This window comes from uncultured Stenotrophomonas sp. (genome assembly GCF_945952405.1).
Taxonomy (GTDB): Bacteria; Pseudomonadota; Gammaproteobacteria; order Xanthomonadales; family Xanthomonadaceae; genus Stenotrophomonas.
Genome location: NZ_CAMFIA010000015.1, coordinates 1 through 12,838, shown reverse-complemented (window position 1 = coordinate 12,838; position 12,838 = coordinate 1). Strand labels below are relative to the sequence as shown.

The 12,838-nt window shown below is 66.7% G+C and carries 14 protein-coding genes; 13 read left to right on the top strand and 1 reads right to left on the bottom strand.

Features of this window, described 5'->3' with window-relative positions; all coding sequences use genetic code 11:
* Positions 1 to 2: 2 nt before the first annotated feature.
* Both Q0P60_RS14845 and nth read left to right on the top strand, forming a co-directional pair.
* Positions 3 to 356 carry a hypothetical protein gene (locus tag Q0P60_RS14845; protein ID WP_294994966.1) on the top strand — a complete coding sequence of 118 codons (354 nt, stop codon included), beginning with the start codon at positions 3 to 5 and terminating at the stop codon, positions 354 to 356.
* Positions 356 to 1,048 (top strand): endonuclease III, encoded by a 693-nt coding sequence (gene nth, locus Q0P60_RS14840; protein WP_294994963.1) that lies wholly within the window; start codon positions 356 to 358, stop codon positions 1,046 to 1,048. Before Q0P60_RS14845 ends, nth begins: the two co-directional genes overlap by 1 nt.
* Before the next feature lie 81 nt (positions 1,049 to 1,129).
* Here nth and Q0P60_RS14835 read toward each other — a convergent pair whose 3' ends face one another.
* Complete coding sequence (locus Q0P60_RS14835; protein WP_294994960.1) at positions 1,130 to 2,362, bottom strand: porin; 1,233 nt, start codon at positions 2,360 to 2,362, stop codon at positions 1,130 to 1,132.
* Between the two features lie 547 nt (positions 2,363 to 2,909).
* On the opposite strand from Q0P60_RS14835, the gene pstS (Q0P60_RS14830) reads away from it, so the two are divergent.
* From pstS (Q0P60_RS14830) to rnt, 11 genes are all read left to right on the top strand, one after another.
* On the top strand, positions 2,910 to 3,926 hold the full coding sequence (gene pstS / locus Q0P60_RS14830) for a phosphate ABC transporter substrate-binding protein PstS (RefSeq protein ID WP_294994957.1): 1,017 nt from the start codon (positions 2,910 to 2,912) through the stop codon (positions 3,924 to 3,926).
* A gap of 419 nt (positions 3,927 to 4,345) precedes the next feature.
* Positions 4,346 to 5,434, top strand: a complete 1,089-nt coding sequence (pstS, locus tag Q0P60_RS14825) for a phosphate ABC transporter substrate-binding protein PstS (protein WP_294994954.1) — start codon at positions 4,346 to 4,348, stop codon at positions 5,432 to 5,434.
* Between the two features lie 82 nt (positions 5,435 to 5,516).
* The gene (gene pstC / locus Q0P60_RS14820; RefSeq protein ID WP_008267250.1) at positions 5,517 to 6,485 is read left to right on the top strand and encodes a phosphate ABC transporter permease subunit PstC; all 969 of its coding nucleotides are present in this window, start codon (positions 5,517 to 5,519) and stop codon (positions 6,483 to 6,485) included.
* Positions 6,485 to 7,348, top strand: coding sequence for a phosphate ABC transporter permease PstA (gene pstA / locus Q0P60_RS14815; RefSeq protein WP_006428262.1), 864 nt, complete (start codon positions 6,485 to 6,487; stop codon positions 7,346 to 7,348). Before pstC ends, pstA begins: the two co-directional genes overlap by 1 nt.
* Before the next feature lie 19 nt (positions 7,349 to 7,367).
* Positions 7,368 to 8,198 carry a phosphate ABC transporter ATP-binding protein PstB gene (gene pstB / locus Q0P60_RS14810; protein WP_294995204.1) on the top strand — a complete coding sequence of 277 codons (831 nt, stop codon included), beginning with the start codon at positions 7,368 to 7,370 and terminating at the stop codon, positions 8,196 to 8,198.
* A 76-nt stretch (positions 8,199 to 8,274) separates the two neighbouring features.
* Complete coding sequence (phoU, locus tag Q0P60_RS14805; protein WP_294994947.1) at positions 8,275 to 8,982, top strand: phosphate signaling complex protein PhoU; 708 nt, start codon at positions 8,275 to 8,277, stop codon at positions 8,980 to 8,982.
* A 336-nt stretch (positions 8,983 to 9,318) separates the two neighbouring features.
* Complete coding sequence (locus Q0P60_RS14800; protein ID WP_294994944.1) at positions 9,319 to 9,675, top strand: hypothetical protein; 357 nt, start codon at positions 9,319 to 9,321, stop codon at positions 9,673 to 9,675.
* Positions 9,662 to 10,537 (top strand): DUF692 domain-containing protein, encoded by an 876-nt coding sequence (locus tag Q0P60_RS14795; protein WP_294994941.1) that lies wholly within the window; start codon positions 9,662 to 9,664, stop codon positions 10,535 to 10,537. Before Q0P60_RS14800 ends, Q0P60_RS14795 begins: the two co-directional genes overlap by 14 nt.
* The gene (locus Q0P60_RS14790; protein WP_294994938.1) at positions 10,530 to 11,285 is read left to right on the top strand and encodes a putative DNA-binding domain-containing protein; all 756 of its coding nucleotides are present in this window, start codon (positions 10,530 to 10,532) and stop codon (positions 11,283 to 11,285) included. The genes Q0P60_RS14795 and Q0P60_RS14790 overlap by 8 nt, the downstream gene beginning before the upstream one ends.
* Before the next feature lie 24 nt (positions 11,286 to 11,309).
* Positions 11,310 to 11,831, top strand: coding sequence for a DoxX family protein (locus Q0P60_RS14785; RefSeq protein WP_294994935.1), 522 nt, complete (start codon positions 11,310 to 11,312; stop codon positions 11,829 to 11,831).
* Between the two features lie 219 nt (positions 11,832 to 12,050).
* A complete protein-coding gene (gene rnt, locus Q0P60_RS14780) occupies positions 12,051 to 12,656 on the top strand; it encodes a ribonuclease T (RefSeq protein ID WP_294995200.1) in 606 nt (201 codons plus the stop codon).
* Positions 12,657 to 12,838 lie beyond the last annotated feature (182 nt).

Below are 12,838 nucleotides of genomic sequence, written 5' to 3'. Positions count from 1 at the left end.
CCATGGCATCCCGACCCAACCCCGCGCAGCTGTTCGCCCGGGTCCAGGCAGACGATCTCGATGGCGCCCTGCAGGCCGGACTGATGGACTACGTACCCCGCGCCGGCGATGAACTGTTGCTGCCCGGCCACCCGGATCTTCCGCAGCGCCTGCGCCAGGCCCAGCAGCGGCTGCACGCTGCCTGGGCTGCACGCGAACGCTACCGCGCGCGCGCGGTTCGCCTGGCACGCCGGGAAGCCGAACGTGATGCGCGGCGCACACCTGCGCCGGCGCCGGACATGAAGCCTGCGCTGCCCGCCGCCGCCGCCGCCATCCTCGCCCGGGCCAAGGCCCGCGCCAGCGGCAAGGAGCAGTAATGGCCACGCCCCGCAAGACCCAGCGCGCAGCTGCGCGCCGCGGCGGCAGCATGCCGCGTGCCGACGTGGTGGAGATGTTCAGCCGCCTGCGTGAACTCAATCCGCACCCGAAAACCGAGCTGGAATACAGTTCGCCGTTCGAACTGCTGGTGGCGGTCGCGTTGTCGGCGCAGGCAACCGATGTCGGCGTCAACAAGGCCACCCGCCGCCTGTTCCCGGTCGCCAATACGCCGGCGAAGATCCTTGCACTCGGCGAGGATGGGCTGAAGCAGTACATCGCCACCATCGGCCTGTTCAACGCCAAGGCGAAGAACGTGATCGCCACCTGCGCGATCCTGCTGGAGAAGCACGGCGGCGAAGTGCCGCGCGATCGCGATGCACTGGAAGCGCTGCCGGGGGTGGGACGCAAGACCGCCAACGTGGTCCTCAACACCGCCTTCGGCGAACCGGTGATGGCGGTGGACACGCATATCTTCCGCGTCGCCAACCGCACCGGGCTGGCCCCGGGCAAGAACGTCCGCGAGGTGGAGGACCGGCTGGTTAAGGTGATTCCAGCCGAATTCCTGCTCGACGCGCACCATTGGCTGATCCTGCACGGGCGTTACGTCTGCAAGGCACGCAAGCCGGACTGCCCGGGCTGCGTGATTGCCGACCTGTGCCGGTTCAAGGAAAAGACACCGGCCGCAGCGTGACGCAGTTCCTGATGTGACCAAACGAAGACGGCGGGCCCCCGGCCCGCCGTCTTCATTTCCAGACAAGCGTGGTTCCGGCGATCAGAACGACAGGTCGCCCCAGACGCCGAACTCCTTGGTCTTGTCGTTCTTCTTGTCGCCGGCGTTGGCCAGGTGCGTGTACTTGTACACGGTCGACAGCTTGAGGTTCTTCATGACCGGGAACTCGACGCCGACGTTCCAGTATTTGTCGCTCAGGGTCGGGTCCAGGGTCTTGCTGACGTCGGTGTCATCGTAACGACCGAACACGTTGATGCCACCGTCGGTGACGCGCACGCTGCCCCACACCGACCAGCCGCTGGTCTTGTCGGTGGCAACGGTCAGCACGTTGTTGAGGTTCTTGGCCTGGAAGTACTCACCACCGACGCGGAAGTTGCTGTCGGCGTAGGCCACCATCGCGTTGGCGCGGGTGTAGGTGTTCTCGGTGCTCTGGATGTCGGTTTCCTTGCCCAGCTTGCCGCTGTAACCACCGACGGCGACCACGAAGTTCTCGTTCGGGGTGTAGGCCACGCGGCCTTCCACGTCCATGCCCTTGCTGCGGGTCGGGTTCTTGTAGCCGGCGCCGGAAACGACCGACACCGCGTAGTTGAAGTTGTTGCCCAGGTTGCCGAAGCCATGCAGGCCCCAGTCGGACGAGTTGCCGTACTTCAGGCGGTCGGTCAGGGTGTTCTCGACATAGCGCATGCCGTAGAACTTCTCGACGTACGGGATCCACGGCATGTCGGCGGCACCGACGCGCAGGTTGAAGGCCGGGTCGAAGCTGCCCTGCACGTAGGCCTTCTTGACGAACAGTTCGGTGTTGCCGATGGCCGAGCTGTACTGGAAGTCGGTGGTCAGGTTCGCCGACCAGATGTCATTGAACTTGTGGTCGACGGTCAGGTAGAAGCGCTTGACGTCCAGACCGGTGCCGCTGGCGGCGGTGTCCTTGCCGTTGCTGGTCTTGTCGATGTTGGTCAGGTCGAAGAACATGCGACCGCCGATCTTGTTGTCATTGACCAGCTTGGCCAGCTTGTCGACGCTGGTCTGGGTCTTCTGCGCACCTTCCAGGGCCTGGGCCTGGGTGATGTTCACTTCGGACTGCGCGTCGGACTGCGCCTGCAGCGCCTGCGAATCGTTCTGCAACTGCTGGACCTGGGCCTGCAGAGCAGCGATCTGCGCCTGCAGCTGCTGCAGCTGTGCCTGGGATACGCCCGTGCTGGCGGGAGCTGCAAAGGCGTCGGCGGAAACCAGACCGAGGCTTGCAACGACCGCGGCGGCGAGCAAATGGGAACGCATTTTGGATTTCTCCAGAGGGTTGGAATGGCTTGGGCAGAACGCCACGCCGGCAGGCCGGTCAAGCGTTTTGCGAACATTCCGTTAAAACCATGACAGCCGAATGACAACCTGAGCACCAACCACAGATTTCTTCGTGCCGTCATGCGTACGACGCATTTATCGCCCCATCCTTGTCGATCCCTTGCGGCATATGGCGATCTGTACCGGCATCGATGGCCCGGCGGCCCACCGCGCGACGGCCCACCGGCGCCAGGCGGGGTGTGGATGACGCAACATCGCTGCGCGATGCCCAGGCCGCGGCAACCACCTGCCACCGGTGATGTGCAGCAGCCGACATACAGGGAACGGGCGCGGATGCGCGGGAACACGCGGCGCTGCCTTGGAGCGGCCGCAGCGCTCACTTCAAACCTTCACACCGCTGCCGCAGGTACCGCAGGCAACGCTGTAACGGTGGCGTCATACAACGGTCCCTGCGCTGTCATCGAACCGTTATGGAATGTGCGCCGGGCGGGTAACCCCGCATCCCAATCAACCCAGGAGCCACCCCGTGATCCACGCCTTCAAGTCGCGCGTTGCCGTTGCCGTCTTCGCAGCGTCGTCCGTGTTCGCCGCCAACGCCGCTGAAATCACCGGCGCGGGCGCCTCGTTCATCTACCCGGTGATGTCGAAGTGGTCGGCCGACTACAACGCCGCCACCAGCAACAAGGTCAACTACCAGTCGATCGGCTCCGGTGGTGGTATCGCCCAGATCAAGGCCAAGACGGTTGACTTCGGTTCCTCCGATGCCCCGTTGAAGCCGGAAGAACTGGCGGCCTCGGGCCTGGCCCAGTTCCCGTCGGTGATCGGCGGCGTGGTGCCGGTGGTCAACGTGGCCGGCATCGCTCCGGGCGCGCTGAAGCTGGACGGCACCGTGCTGGCCAACATCTTCCTGGGCAAGATCAAGACCTGGAACGACCCGGCCATTGCCGCGCTGAACCCGGGCGTGACCCTGCCGAGCGCCAAGATCACCGTCGTGCACCGTTCGGATGGCTCGGGCACCACCTTCAACTTCGTCAACTACCTGTCCAAGGTCAGCCCGGAGTGGAAGAGCTCGGTCGGTGAAGGCACCTCGGTGCAGTGGCCGGCCGGCATCGGCGGCAAGGGCAACGAAGGCGTTGCCGCCTACGTGAAGCAGATCAAGGGCGGCATCGGCTACGTCGAACTGTCCTACGCGCTGCAGAACAAGCTGTCGTACACCGCGATGAAGAATGCCGCCGGCAAGTTCGTGCAGCCGAGCGATGCCTCGTTCGCCGCCGCCGCCGCCAGCGCCGACTGGGCCAACGCCAAGGACTTCTACCTGGTGATGACCAACGCCCCGGGCGCCGAATCCTGGCCGATCACCGCCACCAACTTCATCCTGGTGCACAAGAAGCCGAAGAACGCCGCCAACGGCAAGGCGACCCAGGAGTTCTTCCGCTGGGTCTACAAGAGCGGCGACGCGCAGGCCCGCCAGCTGGACTACGTGCCGCTGCCGGACAGCCTGGTCCGCCAGATCGAGACCTACTGGTCGCAGAACCTGAAGTAAACGAGTTCCCCCGCAGGAACGGGGTCGGCGGGTCCTCTCTCCCCCTCCGACCCCACCCGGGCGCGAGATCCTCGAGATCTCGCGCTCTTCTCGTTTGCGGGCGCCACCGCCCCTGTAGAGCCGAGCCCGTGCCCGGCTGGCTTCGCCCCCCCCCTGTAGAGCCGAGCCATGCTCGGCTGCTTCCGGCCTGGCCTCACCCGCAACCGAGCATGGCTCGGCTCTACCTCGCAGCTATCGTCACATCCGTGCGCAGATCCGGGGTCCCCGGGTGCCTGCGGGACCGGCGCCAACCCGGTGAAACCCTTGTCAGAACGTGATCCAGTACACCTCTGTCATGGTCGTAATACGGCTGTAACAAAAACATCATTTCATAGCCGCATCCGCCGACGACGTCGGCTCTTCCCCGCTATGGAGTGACCATGAAACTGCACTCGGCCGGCCTTGCCGCCCTTTCCCTGGCCATCGCCCTGGGCCTGTCGGCCTGCGGTGGCGACAAGCAGGCCGCGCAGCAGCCGGCAGCCGACGGTGCCGCCGCCCCGGCCGCTGCCGGTGCCAAGGTGACCGCCGAAGTGTCCGGCGCGGGCGCCTCCTTCATCTTCCCGCTGGTCTCCAAATGGTCGGCTGACTACAACGCCACCACCGGCGCCAAGATCAACTACCAGTCGATCGGCTCTGGCGGCGGCATCGCCCAGATCAAGGCCGGCACCGTCGATTTCGGCTCCTCCGACAAGCCGCTGAGCAGCGAAGAGCTGGCCCAGGCCGGCCTGGCCCAGTTCCCGTCCGCCATCGGCGGCGTGGTGCCGGTGGTCAACATCGAAGGCCTGGAAGGCGGCAAGCTGCGCCTGAGCGGCGCCCTGCTGGCCGACATCTTCCTGGGCAAGGTCAAGACCTGGAACGATCCGGCCATCGTCGCCGCCAACCCGGGCGTGAAGCTGCCGGACGGCAAGATCACCCTGGTCCACCGTTCGGACGGCTCGGGCACCACCTTCAACTTCTCCAACTACCTGTCCAAGGTCAGCCCGGAGTGGAAGAGCAAGGTCGGCGAAGGCACCTCGGTGCAGTGGCCGGACGGCGTCGGTGGCAAGGGCAATGAAGGCGTGGCTTCGTACGTGAAGCAGATCAAGGGCTCGATCGGCTACGTCGAACTGGCCTACGCGCTGCAGAACGGCATGCCGTACACCGCCATGCAGAACGCGGCCGGCAACTGGGTCGAGCCGAGCGCGGAAACCTTCGCCGCCGCGGCCGCCAGCGCCGACTGGGCCAGCGCCAAGGACTTCAACCTGGTCATCACCAACGCACCGGGCGACCAGGCGTGGCCGATCACCGCCACCAACTTCATGCTGATGCAGAAGAAGCCGAAGGATGCCAAGCGCAACCAGGACACGCTGGCCTTCTTCAAGTGGGCCTTCGAGAACGGCCAGGCCCAGGCCAACGAGCTGCACTACGTGCCGCTGCCGGCCGAACTGGTCAAGCAGATCGAGGCCTACTGGGCGACCGACCTGAAGTGATGGACACGACGGTGCCCGCCACGTGCGGGCACCGCTTCTTCCACGCCGTGCCGCCCCGCCCCTTCCTGGCCCTGCCGTCCCCATGAATGCCATCGCCCAGCCTGTAGCCGCCCCGTCCACGCGTGATGCGCGTGATGCCCGCAACGACAAACTGTTCCGATGGGTGCTGGTCGGCACCGTCATCTTCGTCCTGATCGCCCTGGCCTGTGCCGCGCTGTCGATGCTGTGGGGCGGCCGCCATGCCCTGCAGATGCAGGGCCTGAGCTTCTTCTTCTCGGCCGACTGGAATCCGGTCGAGAACAAGTTCGGCGCGCTCGCGCCGATCTACGGCACCCTGGTCACCGCGCTGATCGCGATGGTCATCGCCGTGCCGGTCAGCTTCGGCATCGCCTTCTTCCTCACCGAAGTCGCACCGCGCTGGCTGCGTGGCCCGGTTGGCACCGCCATCGAGCTGCTGGCCGGCATTCCCTCGATCATCTACGGCATGTGGGGCCTGTTCGTGCTGGTGCCGGTGATGACCGAGTACGTCACCCCGTTCCTCAACGAGACCCTGGGCGAATGGCCGATCATCGGCCCGATGTTCCAGGGCCCGCCGCTCGGCATCGGCATGCTCACCGCCGGTTTCGTGCTGGCCATCATGGTCATCCCGTTCATCTCCTCGGTGATGCGCGAAGTGTTCCTGACCGTGCCGACCCGCCTGAAGGAATCGGCGTACGCATTGGGTTCGACCAAGTGGGAAGTGAGCTGGGACATCGTCCTGCCCTACACCCGCTCGGCGGTGATCGGCGGCATCTTCCTCGGCCTCGGCCGCGCCCTCGGCGAAACGATGGCGGTCGCCTTCGTGATCGGCAACAGCGTGCGCCTGTCGCCGTCGCTGCTGGAGCCGGGCACCACCATCGCCGCGCTGATCGCCAACGATTTCGGCGAAGCCACTGAAACCTATCGCTCGGCCCTGCTGCTGCTCGGCTTCGTCCTGTTCATCGTCACCTTCGTGGTGCTGGCGATCGCCCGCCTGATGCTGATGCGCCTGTCCCGCAAGGAGGGCAACTGATGTCCACCACCGCTGATTCGCTGTACCTGCGCCGCCGCATCGGCAATGTCGTTGCGATCACCGCCTCCTGCGCCACCGCGCTGTTCGGCCTGTTCTTCCTCGGCTGGATCCTGTTCACCCTGGCCTCCAAGGGCCTGGCCGGCATCAACCTGGACCTGTTCACCAAGATGACGCCGCCGCCGATGCAGGAAGGTGGCCTCGCCAACGCCTTCTTCGGCAGTGCGGTGATGTGTGCGCTGGCGATCGGCATCGGCACGCCGCTGGGCGTGCTGGCCGGTACCTGGCTGGCCGAGTACGGCAACGCCCGCAAGGCCGGCACCGTGGTCCGCTTCGTCAACGACATCCTGCTGTCGGCGCCGTCGATCGTGCTCGGCCTGTTCGTCTACACCCTGTACGTGATGCAGACCGGCGGCAACTTCTCGGCCTTCGCCGGTGCCCTGTCGCTGGCCTTCATCGTGCTGCCGGTGGTGGTGCGCACCACCGACGAGATGCTGCGCCTGGTGCCCTCGCAGATGCGCGAAGCGGCTTTGTCGCTGGGTATCCCGCAGTGGAAGGTGATCGTGCAGGTGCTGTACCGCAGCGCCTCGGCCGGCATCATCACCGGCATCCTGCTGGCGCTGGCCCGCATCTCCGGCGAGACCGCCCCGCTGCTGTTCACCGCCTTCGGCAACCAGTACTGGAACAACAACATCTTCCAGCCGATGGCCTCGGTGCCGGTGGTGATGAACCAGTTCGCCGGCAGCCCGTATGAATCCTGGCAGGTGCTCGCCTGGGCCGGTGCCCTGGTGCTGACTGTCTTCGTGTTGCTGGTCAGCCTTGCCGCTCGCGGCATCCTGCTGCGCAACCGTATCTCCCATGACTGACCTTTCCGTGGAAACCGCCATGAACGACCTCTCCAACGCCGTGCCGATGCAGCGCATCGCCGTGCCGGCCTCGCACGAGAACCTGCACACGCCGGCTCCGGTCAAGCTCGCCGCGCGTGGACTGGACTTCTACTACGACAAGTTCCATGCCCTGAAGGGCATCAACCTGGAGATTCCGGAAAAGCGCGTGACCGCGCTGATCGGCCCCTCCGGTTGCGGCAAGTCGACCCTGCTGCGCATCTTCAACCGCATCTACGCGCTGTATCCGAAGCTGGAAGCGCGCGGTGAAGTGCTGCTGGACGGCGAGAACATCCTGTCGCCGAAGTACCCGATGAACCGCCTGCGCAGCAAGGTCGGCATGGTGTTCCAGAAGCCGGTGCCGTTCCCGATGACCATCTTCGAGAACGTGGCCTACGGCATCCGCCACCACGAAAAGCTCTCCAAGGCCGACATGGCCGACCGCGTCGAGCAGGCGCTGCGCCAGGGCGCGCTGTGGGACGAGGTGAAGGACAAGCTGGGGCAGAGCGCACTGGGCCTGTCCGGTGGCCAGCAGCAGCGCCTGTGCATCGCCCGCGCGGTGGCGCTGCGCCCGTCGGTGCTGCTGCTGGACGAGCCGACCTCGGCGCTGGACCCGATCTCGACCAGCCGCATCGAGCAGCTGGTGGAAGAGCTCAAGCACGAGTACACCATCGTCATCGTCACCCACAACATGCAGCAGGCCGCCCGCGTGTCCGACTACACCGCCTTCATGTACCTGGGCGACCTGATCGAACACGATCGCACCGAAGTGATCTTCTCGCAGCCGTCGCAGCGGCAGACCGAGGACTACATCACCGGCCGCTTCGGCTGAAAGGTCAGTCGAGCATGGCTCGACTCTACAGACAACGTCAGTCGGGCATGGCTCGGCTTTACAGAGTGGAACAACCATGAATCTTCCCAACGACCATATCGTCAAGAGCTACGACGAAGAACAGCAGCGTCTGGTGGCCGAAATCGTGCGCATGGGCGAGATGGCCGTCGCCCAGCTGGAAGCGGCGATGGACGTCATCGAGAAGCGCGACGAGAACGCCGCGCATCGCATCATCGCCAACGATGAAGCGATCGACGCGCTGGAGCAGCAGATCAGCCACGACGTGATGCGACTGGCGCTGCGCGGCCCGATGGCGCGCGACCTGCGCGAGATCCTCGCCGGCCTGCGCATCCCCGCCGACATCGAGCGCATCGGCGACTATGCGGCCAATGTCGCCAAGCGTTCGATCGCGCTCGGCAAGGTACCGCCGCTGCCACAGATCCAGGGCCTGCGCGCGCTTGGCCGCCTGGCCGCGCAGCAGGTGCGCCGCGCCATCGCGGCCTACCGCGACAACGACGCCGATGCCGCCCTGGCCCTGCGCGAGGACGACGCCCGCCTGGACGCGCAGTACACCGCGCTGTTCCGCGAGCTGCTGACCTACATGATGGAAGACCCGCGCAACATCACCCCCTGCACGCACCTGCTGTTCATGGCCAAGAACCTGGAGCGCGTGGGTGACCACGCCACCAACATCGCCGAGAACGTGTGGTTCCTGGTGCATGGCGAGCAGCCGCTGCCGCCGCGTGAGAAGCGCGACGAGACCTCCAGCACCGGCCAGCTCTGACGCTGCACTGCAACACCGGAGTTGAGTCCAAGGTGGCCGCTGTCCTGGTGACAGCGGCCATTGTTTTTGTCCGTCCCGGCGCTGCATCCACGCGCGGCGTGGATCCACCGGGGCCGCTCATCCCCTCACGGTCTGGCCCGGCCGGCGGCCGGAGGTAGATCCACGCCACGCGTGGATGGCCTGTCCGGGGCCACCGGTCTCCCCTTCTGTAACAAACCTCACGAAAATTTGAGTTCTTGGCGAGGATTCGTTGAGTAGGATCGCTGCACCATCGTTTCCACCGGCATCCCTGCCGGCCACCCGGGCACCCGCCCACACCACCCAGGAGCACGACCGATGAGCAGTTCCAACAAGACCCTGTCCCTGCTGACTGCTACCGCCCTGGCCGCAGGCCTGGGCATGACCGCCAGTGCCTCCGCGCTGAGCATGAACGACCTCGCCCAGGGTTACCTGGTGGCAGGCCAGGCCGCCAAGGCCAGCACCGACGCCAAGGCCGCCGATGCCGCCAAGGCGGCCGGCACCGGCAAGCACGCAGAGGGCAAGTGTGGTGCCGACGGCAAGAGCGCCGAAGGCAAGTGCGGCGCCGACAAGGGCAAGGCCGCCGGTGCTGCGGCAGGCGCCAAGGCCAAGAGCGGCGACAAGAAGGCTGCGGAAGGCAAGTGTGGCGAAGGCAAGTGCGGTGGCAAGCACTGACGTCCGCGCCAGCGTCGTCGACCCTCGGCCGCCGCTGCATGCGGCGGCCGTGGGGCTGGGGCTGCGCAGGGCGCTGCTGCAGGATCTGCGGGATGCACCGGCCGGCGATTTCGACTTCCTTGAATGCGCTCCGGAAAACTGGATCCATGTCGGCGGCCCCGCCGGTGACGCGCTGGACGAACTGGCACAGCGGCATCCGCTGAGCTGCCACGGCCTGTCGTTGTCACTGGGCGGCAGCGCGCCGCTGGACACGCAGCTGCTGCAGCAGGTCGGCCAGTTCCTCGAACGGCACCGCGTACCGTTGTACAGCGAGCACCTCAGCTACTGCAGTGACGACGGCCACCTGTACGACCTGCTGCCGATTCCCTTCACCGACGAAGCGGTGCGGCATACCGCGGCGCGCATCCGCCACGTGCAGGACCTGCTTGGACGCCGCATCGCGGTAGAGAACGTGTCCTACTACCTGGCACCGGAACCGGCAATGGACGAACTGGCATTCACCCAAGCGGTACTCGCCGAAGCCGACTGTGACCTGCTGCTGGACGTCAACAACGTCTACGTCAACGCCTGCAACCATGGTTACGACGCCGATGCCTTCATCGCCGGCCTGCCGGCGCAGCGCATCGTCTGCCTGCACGTGGCCGGGCACCTGGACGAGGCGCCGGACCTGAAGATCGACACCCACGGCAGTGCGGTGATCGACCCGGTCTGGGAGCTGCTGGCACGCACCTATGCGCGCATCGGCCCGCGTCCCACCCTGCTCGAGCGCGACTTCAACTTCCCGCCCTATGCCGAGCTGCAGGGCGAACTGCAGACCATCCGCCGCCTGCAGGCCACCCACGCCGGGAATGCACATGGCTGACGCTCCCGCAGCGCTGCGCGCGCAGCAGCACGCATTCACCGCACACCTGCGCGACCCGCAGGCGGTGCCCGCGCCGGCCGGGCTGGAGCCACGCCGGCTGGCGGTATACCAGCGCCTGCTGTTCAACAACCTGCTCGGCCTGTTGGGCAATGGTTTCCCGGTCTGCGTGCGCCTGCTGGGCGAACCGGCCTGGAGCGCGCTGGTGCGCCGCTACTTCGCCACGCACCACTGCCAGACGCCGCTGTTCACCGAACTGGCCGCCGAGTTCGTGCAGTGGTTGCAGGCACAGCCGCAGCTGCCACACCCGGCGCTGGCCGAGCTGGCCCACTACGAGTGGGTGGAAACCGCGCTGTACCAGCTGCCGGCCGAGCCGCTGCCTGCCGCGGGCGATATCGATCCACTGCAGGTGCCGCTGCAGCGCTCAGCGCTGGCCTGGCCGCTGCTGTACCAGTGGCCGGTGCACCGCCTGGGAGCCGAGGATGCGCCGGCGCAACCGCCGGCCGAACCGACCGGCCTGCTGGTCCGGCGCGAACCCGATGGCGAGGTGCGCTTCGCCACTCTCAGCCCGCTGGCGGTGTACCTGCTGGCCCGCATCGGCGAGCACCCCGGGCTGACCGGCCACCAGTATCTGCAGCAGCTGGCCGGCGCTCATGGCCTGGAGCTGGATGCGCTGGCCGACCCCGGTACCGCGCTGCTGCAGCAGTTCCTGCAGGCCGGCGTGATCGGCCCGCTCACCGCCCCGCCCTGACGCCCCTTCCGCGGAGATCCCCTGATGAACCTTCCGACCCTGGCCGCTACCCGCGGCCAGCTGGACCGCCTCGCCCCCTGGTTGGCGCCGCTCGGCCTGCGCCTGCTGCTGGCCTGGGAGTACTTCGAATCCGGCCGCGAGAAGCTGCACGGCCAGAACTGGTTCGCCGATCTGCAGGACGCCTTCCCGTTCCCGTTCGACCAGCTGCCGGCCGCACTGAACTGGCAACTGGCGACCTGGTTCGAGCTGGTCGGCGCGGCCTGCCTGCTGTTCGGCTTCGGCACCCGCTTCGCCGCGGCCAGCCTGCTGGTACTGACCGTGGTCGCGACCTATGCGGTGCACTGGCCGATGCAATGGGATTCGCTGGGCGACCTCGCGATGGGTTATGCGATCAGTGACCAGGGCTTCGGCAACTTCAAACTGCCGGTGCTGTTCATGGCAATGCTGCTGCCACTGATCTTCACCGGTGCCGGCAGGCTGAGCGTGGATGCATGGCTGACGCGCGGGTCTCCCTCGGCCACGCCTGCGCGGCCCGCAGCCCGCTAGATGCCGACCTTGGCCGGCGCACCGTGTGCCACCCCAGGTTGGCACCTACCGGGTTCTGCCCGGGCGGGCGGCGCGCTCTGGCAGGTGTCAACCGGGGTCGACACTCCCCCACGCAGGCACCTCGTGCCGCCAAGGCTGGCCGGGCGCTCAGGAGCGCTCTGCTAGAATTCCCGCATGACTGACCCGATTCCCGCACCTGCTGCCGCTTCCGATTCCGCAATGCCCCCGGCGCAGCGCGCGATGTCACAACGCTTCCGCGGCTTCCTGCCGGTGGTGGTGGATGTGGAAACCGGCGGCTTCGACAGCCAGCGCAATGCCCTGCTGGAAATCGCGGCGGTGCCGATCGAAATGGACGAGAACGGCCTGCTCTACCCCGGCCAGACCGCCAGCGCCCACGTGGTGCCGGCCGAGGGCCTGGAAATCGACCCGAAGTCGCTGGAAGTGACCGGCATCATCCTCGACCACCCGTTCCGGCTGGCCAAGGAAGAGAAGGCGGCACTGGACCACATCTTCACCCCGGTGCGCGCCGCGATGAAGAAGTACGGCTGCCAGCGCGCGATCCTGGTCGGCCACAACGCCCATTTCGACCTCGGCTTCGTCAATGCAGCGGTGGCGCGGACCGGCCACAAGCGCAATCCGTTCCATCCGTTCAGCGTGTTCGATACGGTGACCCTGGCCGGTATCGCCTACGGCCAGACGGTGCTGGCCCGTGCGGCCACGGCCGCCGGGCTGGGCTGGGATGCCAACGAGGCGCACAGCGCGGTGTATGACACCGAGCAGACGGCGCGGTTGTTCTGCACGATCGCCAACGCCTGGCCGCGCTAAAGCGCAGCAGGTGGCTGCCGACCGTGGGTCGGCATTGTCAGGTAGGTGCTGATTCTGGTGGGTGCCGACCGTGGGTCGGCACGCTCTGGCCGGGCCAGCTGCCCATCCACGCATGGCGTGGATCTACTGCCGTCCACGCAGGGCGTGGATCTACTGCCGTCCACGCAGGGCGTGGATCTACT

Coding starts and splice junctions, on each gene's coding strand:
- pstA (WP_006428262.1), top strand. CDS start 6,485: ATGTCCACCACCGCTGATTCGCTGTACCTGCGCCGCCGCATCGGCAAT.
- Q0P60_RS14785 (WP_294994935.1), top strand. CDS start 11,310: ATGAACCTTCCGACCCTGGCCGCTACCCGCGGCCAGCTGGACCGCCTC.
- rnt (WP_294995200.1), top strand. CDS start 12,051: ATGCCCCCGGCGCAGCGCGCGATGTCACAACGCTTCCGCGGCTTCCTG.
- Q0P60_RS14800 (WP_294994944.1), top strand. CDS start 9,319: ATGAGCAGTTCCAACAAGACCCTGTCCCTGCTGACTGCTACCGCCCTG.
- pstS (WP_294994954.1), top strand. CDS start 4,346: ATGAAACTGCACTCGGCCGGCCTTGCCGCCCTTTCCCTGGCCATCGCC.
- Q0P60_RS14790 (WP_294994938.1), top strand. CDS start 10,530: ATGGCTGACGCTCCCGCAGCGCTGCGCGCGCAGCAGCACGCATTCACC.
- phoU (WP_294994947.1), top strand. CDS start 8,275: ATGAATCTTCCCAACGACCATATCGTCAAGAGCTACGACGAAGAACAG.
- pstC (WP_008267250.1), top strand. CDS start 5,517: ATGAATGCCATCGCCCAGCCTGTAGCCGCCCCGTCCACGCGTGATGCG.
- Q0P60_RS14845 (WP_294994966.1), top strand. CDS start 3: ATGGCATCCCGACCCAACCCCGCGCAGCTGTTCGCCCGGGTCCAGGCA.
- nth (WP_294994963.1), top strand. CDS start 356: ATGGCCACGCCCCGCAAGACCCAGCGCGCAGCTGCGCGCCGCGGCGGC.
- pstB (WP_294995204.1), top strand. CDS start 7,368: ATGAACGACCTCTCCAACGCCGTGCCGATGCAGCGCATCGCCGTGCCG.
- Q0P60_RS14835 (WP_294994960.1), bottom strand. CDS start 2,362: ATGCGTTCCCATTTGCTCGCCGCCGCGGTCGTTGCAAGCCTCGGTCTG.